This window comes from Roseospira marina, assembly GCF_014197855.1.
GTDB lineage: Bacteria > Pseudomonadota > Alphaproteobacteria > Rhodospirillales > Rhodospirillaceae > Rhodospira > Rhodospira marina.
Genome location: NZ_JACIGJ010000004.1, coordinates 255,612 through 276,347 on the forward strand (window position 1 = coordinate 255,612; position 20,736 = coordinate 276,347).

Annotated in this window: 19 protein-coding genes; 6 read left to right on the top strand and 13 right to left on the bottom strand. The window is 67.0% G+C overall.

The window, feature by feature from the left end; translation table 11 throughout:
- Window positions 1–24: 24 nt before the first annotated feature.
- Window positions 25–1,665 (top strand): methyl-accepting chemotaxis protein, encoded by a 1,641-nt coding sequence (locus tag GGD82_RS07490; RefSeq protein WP_221240732.1) that lies wholly within the window; start codon window positions 25–27, stop codon window positions 1,663–1,665.
- A 61-nt stretch (window positions 1,666–1,726) separates the two neighbouring features.
- Here GGD82_RS07490 and GGD82_RS07495 read toward each other — a convergent pair whose 3' ends face one another.
- Window positions 1,727–2,353 (bottom strand): LysE family translocator, encoded by a 627-nt coding sequence (locus tag GGD82_RS07495; RefSeq protein WP_150062148.1) that lies wholly within the window; start codon window positions 2,351–2,353, stop codon window positions 1,727–1,729.
- Window positions 2,354–2,558: 205 nt separating this feature from the next.
- On the opposite strand from GGD82_RS07495, the gene GGD82_RS07500 reads away from it, so the two are divergent.
- Window positions 2,559–3,047, top strand: coding sequence for an Lrp/AsnC family transcriptional regulator (locus GGD82_RS07500; RefSeq protein WP_150062149.1), 489 nt, complete (start codon window positions 2,559–2,561; stop codon window positions 3,045–3,047).
- A 144-nt stretch (window positions 3,048–3,191) separates the two neighbouring features.
- On the opposite strand, the gene GGD82_RS07505 is transcribed toward GGD82_RS07500, so the two are convergent.
- The 4 genes from GGD82_RS07505 to serA form a co-directional block, all read right to left on the bottom strand.
- The gene (locus tag GGD82_RS07505; RefSeq protein ID WP_375782119.1) at window positions 3,192–4,106 is read right to left on the bottom strand and encodes a LysR family transcriptional regulator; all 915 of its coding nucleotides are present in this window, start codon (window positions 4,104–4,106) and stop codon (window positions 3,192–3,194) included.
- Between the two features lie 308 nt (window positions 4,107–4,414).
- Window positions 4,415–5,377 carry a thioredoxin-disulfide reductase gene (trxB, locus tag GGD82_RS07510; protein WP_150062150.1) on the bottom strand — a complete coding sequence of 321 codons (963 nt, stop codon included), beginning with the start codon at window positions 5,375–5,377 and terminating at the stop codon, window positions 4,415–4,417.
- Window positions 5,378–5,638: 261 nt separating this feature from the next.
- Window positions 5,639–6,253, bottom strand: a complete 615-nt coding sequence (locus GGD82_RS07515; RefSeq protein ID WP_150062151.1) for a peroxiredoxin — start codon at window positions 6,251–6,253, stop codon at window positions 5,639–5,641.
- A 250-nt stretch (window positions 6,254–6,503) separates the two neighbouring features.
- Window positions 6,504–7,739, bottom strand: coding sequence for a phosphoglycerate dehydrogenase (gene serA / locus GGD82_RS07520; RefSeq protein WP_150062152.1), 1,236 nt, complete (start codon window positions 7,737–7,739; stop codon window positions 6,504–6,506).
- Window positions 7,740–7,939: 200 nt separating this feature from the next.
- Between serA and GGD82_RS07525 the strand changes: the two genes are divergently transcribed.
- The 3 genes from GGD82_RS07525 to GGD82_RS07535 all read left to right on the top strand — a co-directional run bounded on the left by GGD82_RS07525 (window position 7,940) and on the right by GGD82_RS07535 (window position 10,435).
- Entirely contained in the window at window positions 7,940–8,410 is a 471-nt protein-coding gene (locus GGD82_RS07525) for a RidA family protein (RefSeq protein ID WP_150062153.1), read from the top strand.
- 129 nt (window positions 8,411–8,539) lie between these two features.
- Complete coding sequence (locus GGD82_RS07530) at window positions 8,540–9,775, top strand: GNAT family N-acetyltransferase (RefSeq protein ID WP_150062154.1); 1,236 nt, start codon at window positions 8,540–8,542, stop codon at window positions 9,773–9,775.
- Window positions 9,776–9,829: 54 nt separating this feature from the next.
- Window positions 9,830–10,435: a DUF924 family protein gene (locus GGD82_RS07535; protein WP_150062155.1), complete on the top strand. Its 606-nt coding sequence runs from the start codon at window positions 9,830–9,832 to the stop codon at window positions 10,433–10,435.
- An 18-nt stretch (window positions 10,436–10,453) separates the two neighbouring features.
- Here the strand turns inward: GGD82_RS07535 and GGD82_RS07540 are convergent, their stop codons facing one another.
- The 5 genes from GGD82_RS07540 to GGD82_RS07560 form a co-directional block, all read right to left on the bottom strand.
- Complete coding sequence (locus tag GGD82_RS07540) at window positions 10,454–11,143, bottom strand: exonuclease domain-containing protein (protein ID WP_221240733.1); 690 nt, start codon at window positions 11,141–11,143, stop codon at window positions 10,454–10,456.
- A 62-nt stretch (window positions 11,144–11,205) separates the two neighbouring features.
- The gene (locus GGD82_RS07545) at window positions 11,206–13,107 is read right to left on the bottom strand and encodes a putative nucleotidyltransferase substrate binding domain-containing protein (RefSeq protein WP_150062156.1); all 1,902 of its coding nucleotides are present in this window, start codon (window positions 13,105–13,107) and stop codon (window positions 11,206–11,208) included.
- A 141-nt stretch (window positions 13,108–13,248) separates the two neighbouring features.
- Window positions 13,249–15,009: a sodium:solute symporter family protein gene (locus tag GGD82_RS07550; RefSeq protein ID WP_150062157.1), complete on the bottom strand. Its 1,761-nt coding sequence runs from the start codon at window positions 15,007–15,009 to the stop codon at window positions 13,249–13,251.
- 17 nt (window positions 15,010–15,026) lie between these two features.
- Complete coding sequence (locus GGD82_RS07555; protein WP_150062158.1) at window positions 15,027–15,293, bottom strand: DUF4212 domain-containing protein; 267 nt, start codon at window positions 15,291–15,293, stop codon at window positions 15,027–15,029.
- A 418-nt stretch (window positions 15,294–15,711) separates the two neighbouring features.
- Window positions 15,712–16,611 carry a pirin family protein gene (locus GGD82_RS07560; RefSeq protein WP_150062159.1) on the bottom strand — a complete coding sequence of 300 codons (900 nt, stop codon included), beginning with the start codon at window positions 16,609–16,611 and terminating at the stop codon, window positions 15,712–15,714.
- Window positions 16,612–16,777: 166 nt separating this feature from the next.
- Here GGD82_RS07560 and GGD82_RS07565 point away from each other — a divergent pair, with 166 nt between their 5' ends.
- Window positions 16,778–17,698 (top strand): LysR family transcriptional regulator, encoded by a 921-nt coding sequence (locus GGD82_RS07565; protein ID WP_150062160.1) that lies wholly within the window; start codon window positions 16,778–16,780, stop codon window positions 17,696–17,698.
- A 3-nt stretch (window positions 17,699–17,701) separates the two neighbouring features.
- Here the strand turns inward: GGD82_RS07565 and thiD are convergent, their stop codons facing one another.
- From thiD to glmM, 3 genes are all read right to left on the bottom strand, one after another.
- Complete coding sequence (gene thiD, locus GGD82_RS07570; RefSeq protein ID WP_150062161.1) at window positions 17,702–18,526, bottom strand: bifunctional hydroxymethylpyrimidine kinase/phosphomethylpyrimidine kinase; 825 nt, start codon at window positions 18,524–18,526, stop codon at window positions 17,702–17,704.
- Between the two features lie 31 nt (window positions 18,527–18,557).
- On the bottom strand, window positions 18,558–18,962 hold the full coding sequence (gene trxA, locus GGD82_RS07575) for a thioredoxin (RefSeq protein ID WP_375782120.1): 405 nt from the start codon (window positions 18,960–18,962) through the stop codon (window positions 18,558–18,560).
- Window positions 18,963–19,173: 211 nt separating this feature from the next.
- Entirely contained in the window at window positions 19,174–20,538 is a 1,365-nt protein-coding gene (glmM, locus tag GGD82_RS07580) for a phosphoglucosamine mutase (RefSeq protein ID WP_150062163.1), read from the bottom strand.
- Window positions 20,539–20,736 lie beyond the last annotated feature (198 nt).

Below are 20,736 nucleotides of genomic sequence, written 5' to 3' on the forward strand. Positions count from 1 at the left end.
GGTACTGTGAGAGGGAATATGGACATGGAACGGCATCCGTCATGGGAGACGGTTGCGGTCACGGCCGTGGCTGCCGGGGCCCCGATGCTGGCGGGCACGGCCGCCATGATGCTGGACGGTCCGGCCACGTGGGGCAGTATGGCCGTCGTGGCGGTGGCATCAGGGGCGGGTGTGTTGAGCCTGACGCGCCGTCGCGCGGCCGGGACCGAGGACGGTGCGGGGGAGAGCCTTGCCGACCTGCGCGCACAACTGGCCGAGGCCGATGCGTTCCGCAAGGGCGTCGACAAGAACCGGGTCGAGCGGGACAAGACGGTCCGGCAGCGCGACCAGCGGACCGGCACGTTCGATCTGAACGCCCGGACGACCCTGGATCGCGTGTCCCAGACCATGGCGGAGATGTCAGACACGGCCGACCGCCTACAAATCGGCGCGCGCGACACCAACGAGCGGGCGGCCACGGTCACGTCGGCGGTCGGGTCCGCCGCGAGCAGTGTGGCAAATGTCGCTTCGGCCTCGGAACAACTGGCGGCGTCGGTCGCGGAGATCAGTCAGCGCATTTCGGAGACGACCAAGACAACCCAGAACGCGCTCGACTCCGTCAATCGGACCAGCGACACCATGCGGGAGTTGTCCGATGCCGCCCAGCAGGTCGGCGAGATCGTCAACCTGATCAAGGACATTGCCGACCAGACCAACCTGCTCGCCCTGAATGCCACCATCGAGGCGGCGCGGGCCGGCGACGCGGGCAAGGGCTTCGCCGTCGTGGCCGGGGAGGTCAAATCCCTTGCGCATCAGACCGGCAAGGCGACCAGCGACATCACCGCGCGGATCGAGGCGATCCAGCGGTCCACCGGCGACGCGGCGGAGTCCCTGCAAAGCGTGGACACTGTGGTTGGCCAGATCAATCAGGTCATCGCCTCCCTGGCGGCGGCGGTCGAGGAGCAGAGCGCGGCCACGGGCGAGATTTCCAGCAACGCTCAGCAGGCGGCGGCGATGAACCGGGAGATTTCCGAGACCATTGGCGCGTTGGCCGCCGTGGCCCGTGATACCGACACGCAGTCGGCGGAGGTCGTCGGTGCCGCGTCCGCCCTCAGCGAGGAGACCGCGACCCTGCGTCAGCACATCCAGGGTTTCCTGGACGCGGTGAAGGTCGCGGACATTCGGGGCCGTGTCGTCCTGTTGACGGCCAGCCTGATGGATCCGGCGACGCGGGCGCGGGCGGAGCAGGTGTTGGTGGAGCGGACGGGGCACAGTCTGTCCGGAATCAAACCGGAAGACTGGGTCAGCACGGCCGTGTTCGACACGTTGCTGCAGGAATACGCGCGCGGTAGTGGGCGCGGGGAGGGGGCGATCATCGAGGTCGGGCGCAAGGTATTCCCGGCGCTTGAGGCGGCCGGAAAGCTGCCGAAGGGGACGAAGACGCCGGTCGAATGGCTGCTGTACGAGAACGAGATCTTCCTGCTGGAGCACCAGGGTACTGAGGTGCGGGGCCGCAACGTTCTGCGGGCGGAGGACGGCCACGTCACCATGGAAGCCCTGGCCCCGGGCTACGACGCGGCCCTGTATGTCGGCGTCTACGAAGGGATTCTTCAGTGGCGGGGCATCACGGACGGTACCGTCGCCCGCCGCCCCGGCGGTGTGTTCGATATCACGTGGTCGGTGTGACGGGGCCCTCGGCGGCCGGCGGCGTTTCAGCGCGCCGCCGGTGCCAAGGGCGCGGGGCCGGTCAGGCCGTCATGCGGCGGCTGAGCGCCAGCCACACCCCGCCGCCGATCAGGAAACTGCCGGAGGCGCGCTCCAATGCGCGGACGTTGCGACGGGACAACAGGGCGCCCGTCGTTCCGGCTGCCATGGCGTAGGCCCCGTCGAGAACCAGGGCGACGCCCATGAAGGTCAGGCCGAGCAGCGTGACCTGAAGGGCGGCGTTGCCGGCGGGATCCACGAACTGCGGGATGAAGGCCCCGAAGAACAGCAGAGCCTTGGGGTTTGACCAGATCACCAGGAACCCCTGCCAGGCGTAGCGGGCGTGCGAGCGGGGCGTGCCCGCCTCGGCCTGTCCCAGGCGCCCGTCGGACCGCCACATCTTCACGCCTAGCCAGATCAGATAGGCGGCGCCGACCAACCGCAGCACGTCGAACACGGCGCCGGCCTGCGATACGACGGTGTCCAGGCCCAGGGCCAGAACGCCGATCATCACGAGCAGGCCGAGCTGCGTCCCGGCCACGTTCATCAGCCCGGCGGACGGCCCTGCCCGCAGGCTGTTGGCGATGATGACGGTCACCGTCGGTCCGGGGACGATGACAAGGAGAGTGCAGGCGGCCAGGAACGCCAGCCAGGTGGTCAGATCAAACACATCGGGGGTCCTTTCCGGCGCGATGGTTGGAAGGTGACGCCACGACCATGCCGCTTGCGCGTCGCGCTGTCACGCGGGGCGTGGGGGCGGCGCAACAGAAGCCTCGGCCCTTTCGTGACAATGCCGATTTCAATTGCGCCGCCTTTCGGCCGCTTGTAATTTCATTGCGCAAGATTCGTGTTCTCGCAATGGATTCGTCAGCCGTATGCAACGTGTAAAGCTGGACCATGTCGATCGGTCCATTCTCGCCGACCTTCAAGAGGACGGCCGCATGACGAACGTCGAACTGGCGAAGCGGGCGGGCATTTCCGCACCGCCCTGTTTGCGTCGTGTGCGTGCCCTGGAAGAGGCCGGGTTTATTCGTGGATATCATGCCGAGGTCGACGCTTTGGCGCTCGGGTATCATGTGTCCGTCTTCGCTCACGTCGGGCTCAACAGTCAGGCGGAAGCGGACCTGAAGGCCTTCGAATCCCTGGTCCATGACTGGCCGGAGGTGCGCGAATGCCACATGCTGGCCGGCGAGACGGATTTCCTTCTTAAGGTCGTGGCCCATGACTGGGATCACTACCAGCAGTTCTTGACCACCAAGCTGACGGCGGCGCCGAACGTCGCGCATGTGAAGTCCGCTTTGGCGATCCGCACCGGGAAGATGGAACCTGGTGTTCCGGTGGAGCGCGATCCGGTCGAGGTGTAGACCCGCTGGCGTCCGGCTACGCGCGACGCTCGGGCCCGCGCGCCTCAACGTCCCTCGCGTGTCGCGTGCCCGAGCGCCATCGTCCGCGTGGCGCTTCGGGTTTCCAAGGGGCGGGACCAGGAAGGGGGCCGAAAGGCGGCGGGGTCAGAACCGCCGCTGGGCCAACTCCCGGATCAGGAAGTCGCGGAACACCTCCACCTTTTTAGAGTGCCGCAACTCCTCGGCATAGACGAAATAGATCGTCACCTCAGGACCGCGCAGGTCCGGCAGAACCTTCACCAGATTCCCGGCCTCCTGGCTGAAGTAATCCGGCAGCGCGGCAATGCCCAGGCCGCTCTGCACGGCCCGGAACATGCTGTAGATGTTGTTGACGCGCAGAATCGGTTTGCGCGCGGGTTTGTCCGGGTGGGCGCCCGCTTCCATCAGCCAGTTCATACGCTCCACTGGCGGCCGGAACTTCTCGCCGTAGATGATGATCTTGTGGTTATCCAGGTCCTCGGGCGCCTGGGGGATGCCATGCTGTTTGATGTACTCCGGCGACGCAAAGCAGTGGTAGTGCATCGTGATGAGTTGGCGCTTTACCAGATCGGGCTGGCGCGGCGGCATGAAGCGCAACGCGACGTCGGCCTCGCGCATGGCGAGGTCGAGTTCGCCGTCGTTCTGCACGATGGTCAGTTCGATTTCCGGGTACCGCTCCAGGAATCGTTTCATGCGAGGCGTCAGCCACAGGGAACCGAACGCCACCGTCGTCGTTATCGTTAGGGCGCCCTCGGGCCGCTCCCGGGTTTCGCCCAGCTTGGCCTCGACCATGGCCAGCTTGGCGAAGACCTCATGGACGGTTCGGTAAAGCATCTCCCCCGCTTCGGTGGGGATAAGCCCGCGCGCATGACGGTGAAACAGCGTAACCCCGAGGCTTTCCTCGAGCCCACTGATCTGACGGCTGACGGCGGACTGACTTAGGTTCAAGGCCTCGCCGGCGTGCGTGAAACTGCCGGCTTCGGCGACGGCATGAAACACGCGCAGCTTGTCCCAATCCATCGCGCCTCCACGCGCTGGCATCGCTGTCTCCTCCCTGGTCCTGGGGCGGGCGCCCCGGTGTCCCGCGTTTTTGTTTTCTGTTGGAACCCAGGCCCGAATGGCGCCCGGCTGGCTCGTATCGAAGGAAGGAGTCCGGCCCCGACCCTCGACCGTGTCCATTCGACCCTTTTCCGAGGGGCAAGATCAAGAGCGATCGCCAACCTGTTCGTCGGAAACGCGGGGCGGGCGGCGGATCGTGAACCGGGTACGCCCGGATTGGGCTCGGAAGACCCGCCGTTACTCGGACAGCCTGCTCGGACACGTCCTTTCGGATCGCCAAATCCGAGCGGTCAGGCGGCGGCTTCCGCGGCGACCCCGTGCGTCACCAGGAACCGGTCGGCCTCCAGTGCGGCCATGCAGCCGGTGCCGGCGGCGGTCACGGCCTGACGGAAGACGTGGTCCTGCACGTCGCCGGCGGCGAACACGCCCGGCACGTTGGTCGCCGTGCTGTCCGGCTTGGTGAGGATGTAGCCCGTCTCGTCCAGGTCGAGCTTGCCTTTGAACAGCGCCGTGTTGGGCTGGTGACCGATGGCGATGAACACGCCGTCCACCGCGAGATCGGATGTCTGCCCGCTGTCCACGTCCCGCAGCCGCACCCCCGTCACACCAAGCGGCATGCCGCCGGCCAGGATGTCCTCGACCACGCTGTTCCAGCGCACCTCGATCTTCGGGTTCGCGAACAGGCGCTCCTGCATGATGCGTTCCGCCCGCAGAGAGTCGCGACGGTGCACCAGAGTGACCTTCGAGGCATGGTTGGTCAGGTAAATGGCTTCCTCGACGGCCGTGTTGCCGCCGCCGATGACCGCGACCTCCTTGCCGCGGTAGAAGAACCCGTCACAGGTGGCGCAGGCCGACACGCCCATGCCGGACAGCGCCTTTTCGCTGGGCAGGCCAAGCCACTTGGCGGTGGCGCCGGTTGCGATGACGAGGGTCTCGCCGATGTAGGTGTCACCGGAGTCGCTCTTGCAGACGAACGGCCGGCGCGACAGGTCGACGTCCACGATCAGGTCGTCCATCACCCGCGTGCCCACGTTGACCGCCTGGGCGCGCATCTGCTCCATCAGCCACGGCCCTTGGATGGGGTCGGCAAACCCGGGGAAGTTCTCGACGTCGGTCGTGATGGTCAACTGGCCACCCGGCTGCAGCCCCGCCACCAGGATCGGCTCCAGGTTGGCGCGCGCGGCGTAGATCGCGGCGGTGCAGCCGGCGGCGCCGGAGCCGAGCACCAGCACCTTGGTACGATATTCAGCCATGACGATGGATCTTCCTTGTTTTCGCTGGTGCCCGACGCCACGCCCCGTGGCGTTCCGCCCGAACTCTCAGTCTGTAAGCCGTCTTCCGACAGGACGCGGCCGCCCTCCGGTAGGTCCACGTGATGACGATCGGCTCGTGCGATGAGGGGCTAGTATGGAATGAACGGCCGGCAAAGGAAACGGGGCGCTCCCCAGGAGCGCCCCGCTGCCGATCCGATTCCGCTGGCGCCGTGGGGTGCCGGAGCGGTCGACCGTCGCGCCTTACAGCGCGTCGGCGTGTTCGGACAGGAACTTGGCCACGCCATCCGGGGTCGCCTGCATGCCGGCGCCGCCCTTTTTCCAGCCGGCGGGACAGACCTCTCCATGCTCTTCATGGAACTGGAGGGCGTCGACCATGCGCAGCGATTCGTCCACATTGCGGCCCAGCGGCAGGTCGTTGATGACGTAGTGGCGGATCTTGCCGGCCTTGTCGATCAGGAACGAGCCGCGCAGGGCGACGCCGTCCGGCAGCAGCACACCGAAGCTCTTGGCGATCTGCTTCGTCAGGTCGGCGACCAGCGGGAAGTTCACCTGGCCCAGCCCGCCCTGTTCGGTCGGGGTCTTCTTCCACGCCAAGTGGGTGAAGTGGCTGTCCACGGACACGCCGACGACCTTCACGCCGCGCTGCTCGAACTCACTCAGGCGGTGGTCGTGGGCCAGGATCTCGGACGGGCACACGAAGGTGAAGTCCAGCGGGTAGAAGAACACCAGGGCATAGGAGTCCTTGATGTACTCGCTCAGCGTGAAGCCCTCATCGATCGTGTTGTCGCCCAGGACGGTCGGGGCGGTGAAGTCGGGGAAGGGGCTGCCGATCAGGTTGCCAATGGTCTCGCTCATGCTTGCTCTCCCTCTTATCCCGCTGGGGGGATACGGTTGGGTTTCGGTCGGACGGTGCGGTGTGCACCGTGCGGAACGGCGTGGCACGTCCTCTCTGGGCTGGTCCGTGGGACCGGCGGTGCGGCGCGTTCCGTGCTCGCGCTCGCCGCTCATTTAGAAAGGTTCCAATATTGAGCGGCGGCGTACGGAATGCAACCCCTGAAATGGGGGTATTCCGCACCCGCACAAGATGGAGCGTCGACCGAGGGGCCTAGATCAGGAACCGGGTGCGAATCGTTCCGGGAATGGCCTGCAGGGCTTTGCGGATGCCCATGCCGGCCTCGATGTCGGCGTCGACGTCCACGACCACATAGCCGGTGTCGCTGTCCGTCCGCAGATATTCACCGGCGATGTTGATGCCCCGCGACGAGAAGATGTCGTTGATGGCGCTGAGCACGCCAGGGACGTTCTTGTGAATGTGGAGGAACCGGCTAACCGTGGCGTGCTCGGGGAGGGACACCTCGACGAAATTGACGGCGCCGGTGGTCGAGCCGTTGTCCGAGTATTTCACCAGCTTCTCGGCCACCTCGCCGCCGATGTTGGCCTGCGCCTCCTCGGTGGAGCCGCCCACGTGCGGGGTCAGGATGACGTTGCGCAGGCCGCGCAACGGCGATTCGAACATATCGTTGCCGCCCTTGGGCTCCTTGGGGAACACGTCCACGGCGGCCCCCGACAGGTGGCCGTCGCGCAGGGCCTGGGCCAGGGCGTCGATGTCCACGACGTTGCCGCGCGCCGCATTGATGAGGCGCGCGCCCGGCTTCATGCGGGCGATTTCGGCGGCGCCGATCATGTTCCGGGTCAGGGGCGACGACGGGACATGAAAACTCACGACATCCGCCGTTTCCAGAACCGCGTCGAGGGAGGGCAGGGCGGTGGCGTTGCCCAGCGACAGCTTCTCCACGATGTCGTAGAACACGACCCGCAGGCCCAGCGCTTCCGCCAGAATCGAAAGCTGCGAGCCGATGTGCCCATAGCCGACGATGCCGAGCGTCTTGCCGCGCACCTCGTGGCTGCCCTCGGCGCTTTTCATCCAGCCGCCCTCATGCGCCGACCAGGACTTTTCGAACGTGCCCCGGAACAGGCAGATGATCTCGGCGAGCACCAGTTCCGCCACCGAACGGGTGTTGGAATAAGGCGCGTTAAACACCGGGATGCCGCGAATCTTGGCCGCCTGCAGATTCACCTGATCGGTCCCGATGGAGAAGCAGCCGATGGCCATGAGCTTCTCGGCGGCTGCCAACGCCTCCTCCGTGATCTGGCTGCGCGAGCGGATGCCCAGGATATGGACGTCGGCCAGCGCGTCCTTCAGCGCGTCGCCCGACAGGGCGGTGCGGACGTGGCGGACGTTGGTGTACCCCTGCCGGTTGAGCAGGGCGACCGCGTTCGGATGGACATTCTCAAGCAGCAGGACGTTGATGCGGTCCTTGGGCAGAGAGAGCTTGCTCACGGCGTGTTCGTTCCCCAAGACTGTCGGCGGTACGGGGCCGGTTGACCCCGCGCGACGGGACCAGGACCGGCGGGACCGGAGGGTTCCTGATGGGCGGGACCGGACGGACGGTCCCGGATCGACGGGACCTCTGGGTCCCTGACTGTACGGTGGGTCAACCCACCTAACACATCGCACCCGCGAAAAGGAAAGGGGTTTTCATGGCTGGACGAGTCGAGGCCCGGTTGACCGAACTCGGGATCATACTGCCGCAGGCCACCGCTCCAGTAGCGAACTACGTGCCGTTCGTTGTGAGCGGGTCGTCGGTGGTCGTCTCCGGCCAGATTCCGCTGGCGGATGGCAAGCCGGCTTATACGGGCCTTCTGGGCGACAGTGTCTCCTTGGAGGACGGACAGGCGGCCGCCCGCTTATGCGGTGTGAACCTGATCGCCCAGATGAACGCCGTGTGTGAAGGCGATTTGGACCGGGTGCGACGGGTCGTGCGCCTGGGGGTGTTCGTCGCCGCCACGCCGGCGTTCGGCGATCATCCGAAGGTTGCCAACGGTGTCTCCGATCTGATGGTTGAGGTGTTCGGCGATGCCGGCCGCCACGCCCGCGCGGCCGTCGGCTGCGCGTCGTTGCCGTTGGGCGTGCCGGTGGAAGTCGAAGGGCTGTTCGACATCGCGCCCTGACCCCACCCCGCGTGGCACGGCCTAATAGGGCGGCCAAATGGAGCGCCTGGGGGGCCGGGGCTTGGTGGTGCGGCGCCGGGTGCCCACATCGGGGCAAGGAGTGTTCCTTCCCCTGTCCCCGGATGTCGCATGCCGCACCACGATTGTGAGCCCCACGGGCGGTCCCAGTCTGTCGAATCGCCCCCAAACTCGTCCGATGAGGCGTTCGCCGTCTCGGTCGTGAAGAGTGTGTCCGCCGTCGCGGCGGCCGACTGGGATGCCTGCGCGGGCGATGAGAACCCCTTCGTCAGCCACGCCTTCCTGTCGGCGCTGGAGGATTCGGGGTCGGTGGGGCCGGGATCGGGCTGGCGCCCGCAGCATCTCATGATCCCCGACGCGGCCGGGGTGCCGCTGGCCGTGGCGCCGCTGTACCTCAAAACGCATTCCTACGGCGAGTATGTGTTCGACTGGAGCTGGGCCAACGCCTACGAGCAGGCTGGCGGCCGGTACTATCCGAAGCTCCAGGCGGCGGTGCCGTTCACGCCGGTGACGGGGCCGCGCCTGCTGGTCCGTCCGGACGTGCCGGATTCGGACCGGCTGCGGCAGGCCCTGCTTGCGGCCATGGTCCAGTTCGCTGATCGGGCGGGCATGTCGAGCGTCCACGTCACCTTCCCGACCGAGGGCGAGGCGGCGCTGGCGGCGGACATGGGGTTCCTGCACCGTCAGGGGCAGCAGTATCACTGGGAAAACCCGGGATACCGCGATTTTTCGGACTTTCTGGACACTCTGGCGTCCCGCAAGCGCAAGTCCATCCGCAAGGAGCGGGAGCGCGCCAACGGTCACGGGGTCACGCTTCAGACCCTGACCGGCGACGATCTGGAGCCCCGGCACTGGCGCGCCTTCTTTCAGTTCTACCTGTCCACCGCGGACCGCAAGTGGGGCCGGCCGTACCTGACCCAGGACTTCTTTCTGATGCTTGGGGAGCGTATGGCCGATCGGGTCGCGCTCGTTCTGGGCACCGACGACGACAGCGGACAGTACGTCTGCGGCGCGCTCAACCTGATCGGGGCCAACGCGCTGTACGGGCGCAATTGGGGCGCGCTGGCGGACTACAAGTTCCTGCACTTCGAGGCCTGCTACTATCGCGCCATGGATTTCGCCATCGCGCGCGGTCTGCGATGGGTGGAGGCCGGGGCTCAGGGCGAGCACAAGATCCAGCGGGGGTATCTGCCGCAGCCGACCCACTCCGTGCACTGGATCGCGGACCCGGGCTTCCGTGAGGCCGTGGCCCGCTTCGTCGAGCAGGAGCGGGCCATGGTCAGCGAGGACATGGCCGCGCTTACCGCGTTCGGCCCCTACCGCCGGGGCGAACGGCAGGGTGATTGAGCGGCCGGCGGTTCGGGGATAAAAGAAACCCCTTTCCGGGAGAACTCGACCGTCATGTCTGTTTCCACGCCTTCGAGCGAGGCGACCGCCCCCCTTCCCCCCGACGCGCGGGCCCTGCTGGACTTTTGGTTCGGGGCGCCGGGCACGCCCGAGCATGGCACGTTCCGCGACCTCTGGTTCGCGCGGTCGGACGCCTTCGATGCCCAGCTTCGGGATCGGTTCGGTGCCCTGTACGCCCGCGCCAAGGCCGGCGACCTCAACGGCTGGGCCGCGACACCCCACGGCGCCCTGGCGCTGATCCTGCTGCTGGATCAGGTGCCCCGGAACATTCATCGCGGCACGCCGGCCGCGTTCGCCACCGATGCCCAGGCCCTGGATGTCGCCAAGCAGGCCCTGCGCGACGGCCACGATCAGGCGCTGGCGCCGATGGAACGTCTGTTCCTCTATATGCCGTTCCAGCATTCGGAAGACGGGGTGGAACAGGAGCGGTCGCTGGCGCTGTACGAGCGTCTCGGGATCGAGGATGCCCAGAAATCTGCCGACCGCCATCACGAGATCGTCGCCCGCTTCGGCCGCTTTCCCCACCGCAACGCCGTATTGGGGCGGGAGACGACCGAGGAGGAGCGCGCGTTTCTCCAGGAACCGAACTCGTCGTTCTGACGCGGCCGGTTGCGCGATTTACCCCACGCTGATCTCGTCCAGGCGGGGCGGTTTCTTGGTGTCCATGTGCGCCACTTGGGCCAGGAACAACTCGGCCGAGGCGATGGCGTCGACCATGGCGTTGTGCGCCCGGTAGCGCGGCAGGTTGTAGCGCTGGCGCGCCGCGTTCAGGCGCAGCACGCCGTTGCTGATGGCCTCCTGCCGCCGTTCCAGAACCCGCCGCTCCAGCCGCAGCGTGTCCACGTAGGGCACGACGAGCGGCTGGCCGTAGAGCATCTTGCAGGCGTTGGACAGAAAGGCCCGCTCCACCGGGGCGTGGTGGGCGACGGGGACCAGCGCGGACATGGCCTTCAGCACCTCGGGCATCACGGCGTCCAGCGGCGGCGCGTTCTCCAGCGTGCCGTCGAGCAGGCCATGAATGATGGCGGTCCGTTCGGGGATGGGGCGCGTCGGGCGCACCAACATGTGCCGGGCTTCCGCCAGATGAACCGCGCCCCGGCGGATGGGCACGAACCCGACGCTCAGAATCTCGTCGGTGTTGGGATCGAGGCCGCTGGTCTCCAGGTCGATGGCGAGGAAATCCATGTCGCACCACGCGGTGTCGAGCGTGGGGTAATCCTCGCGGTAGTAGTCCCGCATCGGTCCGGGCTTGCCGAACAGCCATAGGGCGCGGCGTGTCATGTCCAGTCCGAGCACGTGCCTGAGCATGGCGGCCTGATACTCCCGTGTCCGAGGCGGCGCCCGGTTGGCGGTCCGGCGGTTGAGGCGGCCTACATCCGGCCGGTCTGGTAGGCGGTCGCGAGCGCGCCCTGCATGGTCTTGACCACGGAGAAGGCGTCCTTGAGCTGGCTGCGCTCGAAGTTCGACAGGTTCTCCAGCGAGACGTAGTGGTCCGCCTTCTGGTTCGCGCGGATGCGCAGCGCCTGATGGCGTAGCCGCACGGTGCTGATGAAGTCCCAGGCGTCGCGCAGGTCGGCGGCGCCGTCCTTGGACACGCTGCCTTTCTCCCGCGCGGTGTCGAGCCGGTCGAGCGTGTTGACCGCCTCGCTGCCCGCATCCAGGGCGTAGACCCGTGCCAGATCGACGATCGGCACGATGCCCCGGTGCTTCAGGTCCAGCGTGTTCGCATGCTCGCCGCCGCGGATCATCACGAGGTTGCGGAAGAAGCCCAGCGGCGGTTGGCGGCTGAGGGCGTTGGACGCCAGGTAGGCCAGGAAGATCTTGCTGCCGCTGGTCTTCTTCAGCACGAAGCTGCGCAGCTCGTGGAACAGCGCGTGATTGCCGTAGATCGGCCGCATGTCGAAGAACACGGACGCCAGCATCAGCGCCTTCGGGTCCGGCTGGTCGATCCACTTGGCGAAGTAGCTCTTCCAGACCTTCAGCGGCTGGCGCCAGCGGTCGGTCATCGCCATGACCTCACCCGGGCAATAGACGTACCCGCAGATGTTCAGCCCGTCGCAGACCAGACGGGTGAAGGCCTGGAAGTATTCGCCGTGCTTGGCCTCGTCGTAGGTGTCGGCCAGCAGCAGGCAGTTGTCCTGGTCGGAGCGCGCCGTCTGCTCGTGCCGGGCCTGGCTGCCGGCGGCCAGCCAGACGAACGGCACCGGTGCCGGGCCGAGGCGCTGTTCCGCCAGTGCCATCAGCCGCACGGTGGCGGCATCCGACAGCGATGAGATCACATGACCGATGTTGTGGGCGGAGGCCCCGGTCTCGACCAGTTGCAGGATCAGGTCGGGCACCATGTCGAGGGCATCGCGCATCCCCTCCGGCGTGTCGCGTTTGAAGATGTCGCCCACCAGATAGACGGCGGAGGTGTTCTGGGTCTGGACCAGATTCGTGTTGGTGATGACCCCCGCCAGAGCGCCGTCGCGCAGGACCGGCAGGTGGCGGATGTTATGCCGGGTCATCAGAAGCATGGCGTCGAACAGGTAGTCGTCTGCGTCCAGCACCAGCGGATCCGGCGTCATGACCTGCGAGACGGGCGTGTCGTAGGGCAGGGCCTTGGCCACCACCCGGTGCCGCAGGTCGCGGTCGGTCAGGATGCCGGCCGGGTGGCCGGCATCGTCGCTCGGGTCCACGACCATCAGGCAGGAGACCCCTTGCTCCGACATGCGCTGTCCGGCGGCGTGAATGGTTGCGTCGGGCGAAATGGTCACCGGCGCGCGCCGCAGCAGGGCGCCGAGATGCATGCTCATCAGGTCGAGGTGGGCGTTGGCCGGGCCGTGGTCGTGGTGCCCGTGGGCCTGCCCGGCGACCGCGCGACCGGTGCGCAGGCGATCCCCGCCGGCCGGCTGGAAGAAGTAGGCGAAGTGCTTGAAGCCGGTGCGCAGCGCGTGGAACGTCTCCGCCGGCATGGCGTAGAGCAGGCTGTCCTCGATCGCCTCGACCGTGTTGATGGCGCGGCCGTTGTGCAGCAGTGCGCCGGCGCCGACCGTCTCGCCTTCGCCGACACGGGCCAGAAGCTCCCCGGATGGATTCCGTGTCTCCAGCGCACCGGTGCGGACGATGTAGAGGCACTCGACCGCGTCGTCGGTCTGGTACAGCCGCTTGCCGCGCCGGGCGTACAGGCCGCGCAGGCTGCCCGTGGCCTGATCCAAGGCGCGTTCCGGCAGCATGTCGAAGGGATGATGTCGGGCGATGAACTCGCGGATCTCGATCAGTTCCACGTCCATGGGCGCCTCGCGGGAGCGGGGGGCATCAACAGGTCGCAGGACCTGCGGCAGTGCTGGCATGAGGATGCACGGTGAGCCCGTAAAAGAAAAGCGCGAGCCCCGGACACCCGGGACCCGCGCCATAAAGGGCCAGAGGAAAGGCTACTCCGCCGCCGCCGTGACGCGCGGGGTGCGGATGTCCTCGACCAGATGTTGGATGTGATCCGGCGGCTCGGCCGTGACCTTCGAGATCAGGAAGGCGACAATGAAGTTGAGCACCATGCCGACCGCGCCAATGCCTTCCGGCGAGATGCCCAGCAGCCAATTGTCCGGCGTGTTCGGGATCACCGGCTCGATGAACACACCCTTGTAGAGGATGATGTAGCCCATCGTGAACACGAGCCCGCTGAGCATGCCGGCGATCGCGCCCTCGCGGTTGATCTTCTTGGAGAAGATGCCCATCAGGATGACCGGGAACAGGGACGAGGCCGCGAGACCGAAGGCAAAGGCGACCACCTGTGCCACGAACCCCGGTGGGTTGTACCCCAGATAGCCGGCGATCAGGATCGCCACCGCCACAGCAATGCGCCCGGCCATCAGCTCCGTCTTCTCCGAAATGCCCGGGGTTATCGTGCCCTTCAGCAGATCGTGCGAAATGCCGGAGGAGATGACGAGCAACAGCCCCGCCGCCGTGGACAAGGCCGCCGCGATACCGCCGGCCGCCACCAGGGCGATGACCCAGTTGGGCAACTGCGCGATTTCCGGATTGGCCAAAACCATGATGTCGCGGTCGACGTCCAGTTCATTGCCCTGCCAGCCCCATTCGGCGGCCTGCGTCTGAAAGTCGGCGTTCTGATCGTTGTAGTACTGAATGCGGCCGTCGCCGTTCTTGTCCTCGAACGACAGCAGGCCGGTGGCTTCCCAGCGCTTCATCCACTCCGGCCGCTCCTCATAGGTGAGGTTGCCGTCCGGGCTGCCGATCGCGCCGGTCTGCACGGTGGCCGTCAGGTTGTAGCGGGCCATGGCGCCGACCGCCGGGGCGACGGTGTACAGCAGCGCGATAAACAGCAGGGCATAGCCGGCCGAGGAGCGAGCATCGCGCACACGCGGCACCGTGAAGAAGCGCACGATCACATGCGGCAGCCCCGCCGTGCCGACCATGAGCGCCACCGTGATGGCGAACATGTCGATCGTGCTCTTGCTGCCCTCGGTGTATTCGATGAACCCGAGGTCGGTGACCACCTGGTTGAGGCGGTCCAGCAGGTAGGTGTCGGTGCCCTGAAGCTGGCTGCCGAACGCGATCTGCGGGATCGGGTTGCCGGTGAGCTGCATGGCGATGAACACGGCCGGAACCGTGTAGGCCAGGATCAGCACGCAGTACTGCGCCACCTGGGTGTAGGTGATGCCCTTCATGCCGCCCAGCACCGCGTACACGAACACGATGCCCATGCCGATGATCAGGCCGGTCAGAAGATCGACCTCGAGGAAGCGCGAGAACACGATGCCGACGCCGCGCATCTGGCCCGCCACGTAGGTGAACGAGATGAAGATGAGGCAGACGACGGCCACGAGTCGCGCGGTCTTGGAGTAGTACCGGTCGCCGATGAACTCGGGCACCGTGAACTTGCCGTACTTGCGCAGATAGGGCGCCAGTAGCATGGCCAGAAGCACATAGCCGCCCGTCCAGCCCATGAGATACACGGATCCGCCATAGCCCAGGAACGAGATCAGGCCGGCCATGGAAATAAAGGACGCGGCGCTCATCCAGTCGGCGGCGGTCGCCATGCCGTTGGCAATGGGGTGCACCCCTTTACCCGCGACGTAAAATTCCCCCGTGCTGCTGGCCTTCGCCCAGACGGCGATGCCGATATACAGCGCAAAACTCAGGCCTACCGCAAGGTAGGTCAGTGTCGTGAGATCCATCCCCTGGTCCCCCCTGTTTATTGTTCGTCCACACCGTACCGGCGATCCAGGGCGTTCATGCGGATGGCATAAACGGCGATCAGGATCAGGAAGACGTAAATGGCGCCTTGCTGAGCAAACCAGAAGCCCAGCTTGAAGCCCCCGAACTCTATGGCATTGAGGGGATCAACCAAAAGGATGCCAAACCCGTAGGAGGCGATGAACCAGATAATCAGGCTGACGACGATCTGCGTTACGTTTGCCTTCCAATAGGCTGTATTTGCGTTTTCCGCATTGTCGGACATGGATCTAAACCTCCCACTCCTTATTAAACCGGATGTTTCCGGTGCACCTGTCCTTTTACAGACCGCATGTCATGCTTTCTGTCGCTGGTGCGTCACCCGCGCCGCGCGTGTCTCGGCGGCCGGAGGCGGATGCACGGATGTCGACGACCCGTGCTTCGGGCGCTATCTGACGCGCGCTCCGGGTGGACACTCAACCAGCGTCCCCCCGGGAGGGCAAGGGAAAAAAGGGGGAATTCAGCGCAAGTGTAGTGATTCGCGGCGGCAGCCTGGGCGTTCGCCGTGATGTTTCTTGGTCGTTAATTCCGAGGGCAGTGAAAGTGGAACTGAATTTAAATAACGCCGTGGACACGCTCAATATGCGTGCCGGACGACCGCAAGGGGGCGGCCGTCCGGTTGGACCGTCTTTAGGGGATTGGGGTTAGAAGTGCCCGGCACGGTAGTCCTGGAAGGCCTGGAGAACCTCTGCTTCGGTGGTCATGACGAACGGGCCGCCCCGGGCGACGGGCTCTCCGATCCGACGGGCGTGGACGAGAAGCGCCCGCGCCCCCTCCGCGCCCGCCCGCAGGGCGATGACGCCGCCGGTTTCGCCCAGCACACCCAAGTGACCGGCCGAAAGGGTGGAGCCGATTGCGTCATCCCCCACGGTCGCCGATCCTTCCAGCATGAGCAGAAAGGCCGCGTGGTCTGCTGGCAGGGGTTCGTTCAGGGTGCCGCCGGGCGATAGGGCGACATCCAGGAACAGCGGATCCGTCACGACCCCTTGCACCGGCCCGGCGGTGCCCCGCGAGGTCGTGCCGGCCACAACCCGCAGCCGCGCCCCGTCGTCCCGCCGTTCCTCCGGGATGGCGTCGGCCGGAAACTCGCGGTAGCCCGGCGCCTGCATCTTCACCGCCGCCGGCAGATTCACCCAAAGCTGGATGCCCCACAGCAGGCCGTTCTCCTGCACGGGCATTTCCGAATGCTCAAGGCCGCGCCCGGCGGTCATCCACTGCACGCCGCCCGGCTCGATCACGCCGGCGTTGCCCATGGTGTCCCGGTGTTCGACCCGGCCGGCCATCAGATAGGTCACCGTCTCGAAGCCCCGGTGCGGGTGCTTTGGAAAGCCGGCGATGTAGTCCCCGGGGGTGTCGGAGTGCAGGACATCCAGCATCAGGAAGGGGTCCAGAAAGTCGAGGGCGCGGGTGCCGATCATGCGGGTCAGGCGAACCCCGGCGCCGTCGGAGGCCGCGTCGCCCGCGATCACGCGGGCCAACGGGCGTACGTCAGGCCCGGTGGCGGTCGGCTGGGGGTGGGGCGCGAGCGATGCTGTCCGCGTCATGGCGAGTCTCCTTCCAAGGGTGGGCGACCAGGGCGCCGAGCGCCGTTGACCAGAGACATAGGTGTTGCGGACGCGCTGAAAAATCGGCACCACACAAACAGACTGTTCTGGGACGGCGAACAAAGAGGCGGTCCATGCGGGGGCCATCCATGCGCCGGGGGGCGTCATGAGTCGGTTCGAGGAGATGCTCACCTTCGTGCGGGTGATCGAGGCCGGTGGTGTCACCGGCGCGGCGGGGCGGCTGAACCTCGCCAAGTCCGCCGTCAGTCGCCGCCTGAGCGACCTGGAGCAGCGCCTGGGCGTGCAGCTTGTCGCGCGCACGACCCGGCGCATGACGCCCACCGAGACGGGGCGCGCGTATTACGAACGGTGCGTGCGGATCCTCGCCGATCTGGACGAAGCCGATCAGGCGGTCTCCTCCGCCGAGGCCGACTTGAGCGGAACGCTGCGGGTGGCGGCGCCCTTATCGTTCGGGGTGCGCCACCTCAGCCCGGCCCTGGTGGCGTTCCTGACGGAGCATCCCCGGATCGCCGTGGATCTGGACCTGAACGACCGGGCGGTGAATCTGGTCGAGGATGGGTTCGATCTCGCGGTTCGGATCGGGCGGTTATCCGACTCGAGCCTGATCGCCCGGCGGCTGGCCGTGGTCCGCCGCGTCATCGTGGCGAGCCCGGCCTATTGGGATCGGGAGGGGCGGCCGACGCGGCCGGCCGATCTCGTCGGCCACCAGACCATGAGCTACGCCCATGCCTCGGACTCCGAGACCTGGGCGTTCCTGCGCGCGGAGGGGGCGGGGGGTGCGGTCGGGCGGCCCGCGACACGCCTGCGGGCCAACAACGGGGATATTCTGGCCGCGATGGCGGAAGCCGGCCTGGGGGTGGCGGTGCTGCCCACCTTCCTGGTCAACGATGCCGTTCTCGCCGGGCGGCTGGAATGTGTGCTGCCCGAGGTGCCGTTGCCGCCGATGGACGCCTGGGTGCTCTATCCGCCGACCCGGCACCTGTCCCACCGGGTGCGCACGTTCATCGACTTCATGGCCGCCCGCTTCGGCGATCCGCCGTATTGGGACGACTGCCTCGGTCGGTAACGTTCATTCTTGGAACGGAGCGACCGTGTGGCCGTGGTTCATCGGACCGTGGCCTGACCCGAAGCCGGGCGCGGTCTCCATGGCGCGGCGAACATAGGCCCGGGCGCGGGCGATGGCGTCGGGCAAGGGATGCCCCTGGGCGAGGCCGCAGGCGAGAGCGGAGGCTAGGGTGCAGCCGGTGCCGTGGGTGGCGGTGGTGTCGACCCGAGGGGCCGAGAACCGCGCGATCCCCTCCGCCGTGACCAGAAGGTCGGTGACGGTCTCGCCCGGCAGGTGGCCGCCCTTCATCAGCACGGCGTGCGGCCCAAGAGCCAGGAGGGTTTCGCCGGCCGCTTGCATATCGTCCAGCGAGGCGATGGTGCGCCCGCTCAACACCTCAGCCTCGGGCACGTTGGGCGTCAGCACGGTGGCGCGCGGCACCAGCGTCGTTTTGAGGGCCTGTTCGGCGGAGGGATCAAGCAGCGGATGGCCGCCCTTGGCCATCATGACGGGGTCGACCACGACGGGCACGTCCGGCGCGTGCTGCGCCAGCGTGTCGGCGATCGCCTCGATAAGGGCTGGGTCGCCCAGCATGCCGGTTTTCACGGCCTCGGCCCCGATGTCGTCCAGCACCAACTCGATTTGCTGGACGACGAAGGACACCGGGATTGGATGAACACCGAACACGCCCAGCGTGTTTTGCGCCGTCAGGGCCGTGATGGCCGTGGTCGCAAACCCTTGCAACGCGGTGACCGTCTTGATGTCGGCCTGGATGCCCGCGCCGCCCCCGGAATCAGAGCCAGCGATAATGAGCACCCGACCGCCCGGGTGCGTGCCGTGCTGAGCCATCGGGCTTGTATCGGTGTTCTCGCGCGTGGGGTCAGGCGGCGCCGTTGCCGCCGGCCGCTTCGGCCTGCTGCTGACGTTCGATTTCCTGGTGGACTTCGGCCATGTCGACGGCCTTACCCTGGCTCACGACGCTTTCCAGGTCGCTCTCGGGCAGCGCGCCGGCCTGATTGAACAGCACCACCCGGTCCCGCAGCACGGCCACGGTGGGAATGGAGCGGACGCCGAAGCTCTGCGCCAGTTCCGCCTCGGCCTCGACATCCACCTTCGCGAAGGTGACGTCGGGGTGGGCGTCACTGATCTTTTCGAACGTCGGACCGAACGTCTTGCACGGTTCGCACCAGTCCGCCCAGAAGTCCACGATGACCATGTTGTCCGAGCGGATGACGTCTTCGATGTTTTCTTTGGTCAGGGCGACGGAAGCCATGGCCCCCTCCATTGCGATGGTGTCGATGTGGGTGAGCGAGCGGGTGTCGGTTCAGCGAGCATCGGGAGTGCCTCGGGAACGCGCCGGTAGCGCCCATACGGCGACACCGCGCCTTGAACCTGAAGGCTCGGGGGTGGGTATGCAACCCCTCGCGCCCAAAAAACCGAGCGCGGCTGTAAGATTGGAACCCTGTGGTGCGTTGTCCGCGTCGTTATACGACGGGTTACGCCGCCGGGGTGGCGCGGGCGATGGCGTCCACGATGTCATCGACCACGGTTTGCACCAGGGTGTCGTCGGCGCCTTCGGCCATGACCCGGATGAGCGGTTCGGTCCCGGATTTGCGGATCAGAACGCGGCCATCGCCGTTGAACCGCGCCTCGCCGGCCGCAATGGCGCCTTGCACGGTGTCCAGGGCGAGAATCGCGACCGGATCGTGCCCGTCGGCCATCCGCACATTGCGCAGCACCTGGGGCAGCGGGTCGAAGGCGTGCAGCAGCGCGCTCGCCGGCCGGTCGGCCTGCACCAGCGCGGCCAGCACCTGCAACGCGGCGGCGAGGCCGTCACCGGTGGTGCCCAGGTCCGACATGACGATGTGCCCGGATTGCTCGCCGCCCAGGTTGAAGCCGTCGGCCCGCATGCGCTCCACCACGTACCGGTCACCAACCGGGGTGCGATGCAGCGTCAGGCCGAGCCCGCGCAAATACTGCTCCAGCCCCAGGTTCGACATGACGGTCGCCACCACGCCCGCGCCGGTCAGCCGGTCGTCGGCCAGCCACGCCTTGGCGATGACGCCGAGCACCTGATCGCCGTCGACCAGGGCGCCGGTCTCGTTGGCCAGCACGACCCGGTCGGCGTCGCCGTCGAGTGCGATGCCCAGGTCGGCGCCGCGCTCGACCACGGTGCGGCGCATGGCTTCGGTGTCGAGCGAGCCGACACCCTTGTTGATGTTGAAGCCGTCCGGCTCCACGCCGACCTGGATGACCTCGGCCCCCAACTCCCACAGCACGCGGGGGGCGACCTTATAGGCCGCGCCGTGGGCGCAATCGATCACGATGCGCAGGCCGTCCAGCCGCAGGCCGCGCGGGAACGTGGCCTTGATTGCCTCGATGTAGCGGCCGCCGGCGTCGTCCAGGCGGCGGGCACGGCCCAGGTCGGAGGGCTTGACCCGCGTGTCGGCCAGCCCGTTGTTCAGCAACCCTTCGATATCGGCTTCCGTCTCGTCCGACAGCTTGAAGCCGTCCGGGCCGAACAGCTTGATTCCGTTGTCCTCGAACGGATTGTGCGACGCGGAGATCATGACGCCCAGGTCGGCCCGCAGCGAGCGCGTCAGCATCGCCACCGCCGGGGTGGGCAGCGGGCCGAGCAGCACCACATCCATGCCCACGGCGGTGAAGCCCGCGGTCAGCGCCGGCTCCAGCATATAGCCGGACAGTCGCGTGTCCTTGCCGATCACGACCGTGTGGCGGTGCGTACCGCGTTTGAACTGCGCGCCGGCCGCCATGCCGAGGCGAAGGGCCAGGTCGGCGGTCATCGGAGGGGTGTTGGCAGTCCCTCGAACGCCGTCGGTACCGAACAGGGTGCGTGTCATCGGGGCGGCTCCGGTCGGGCGGTGCGTCGTATGGATGTGGGACGCCGTCGCGCCGAGGTGCGGCGCCGGGTCCCGTCTGAGGTCGCGTGGGTCGTTCGGTCATAATCAGGGGGGGCGAGGCCTTCAAGGGGAATGTCCAAAGGCGGGCTCCTGTGCTAAGACCCGCACGCTGTCGCCGACCGGCTTCCCGGCATCCGG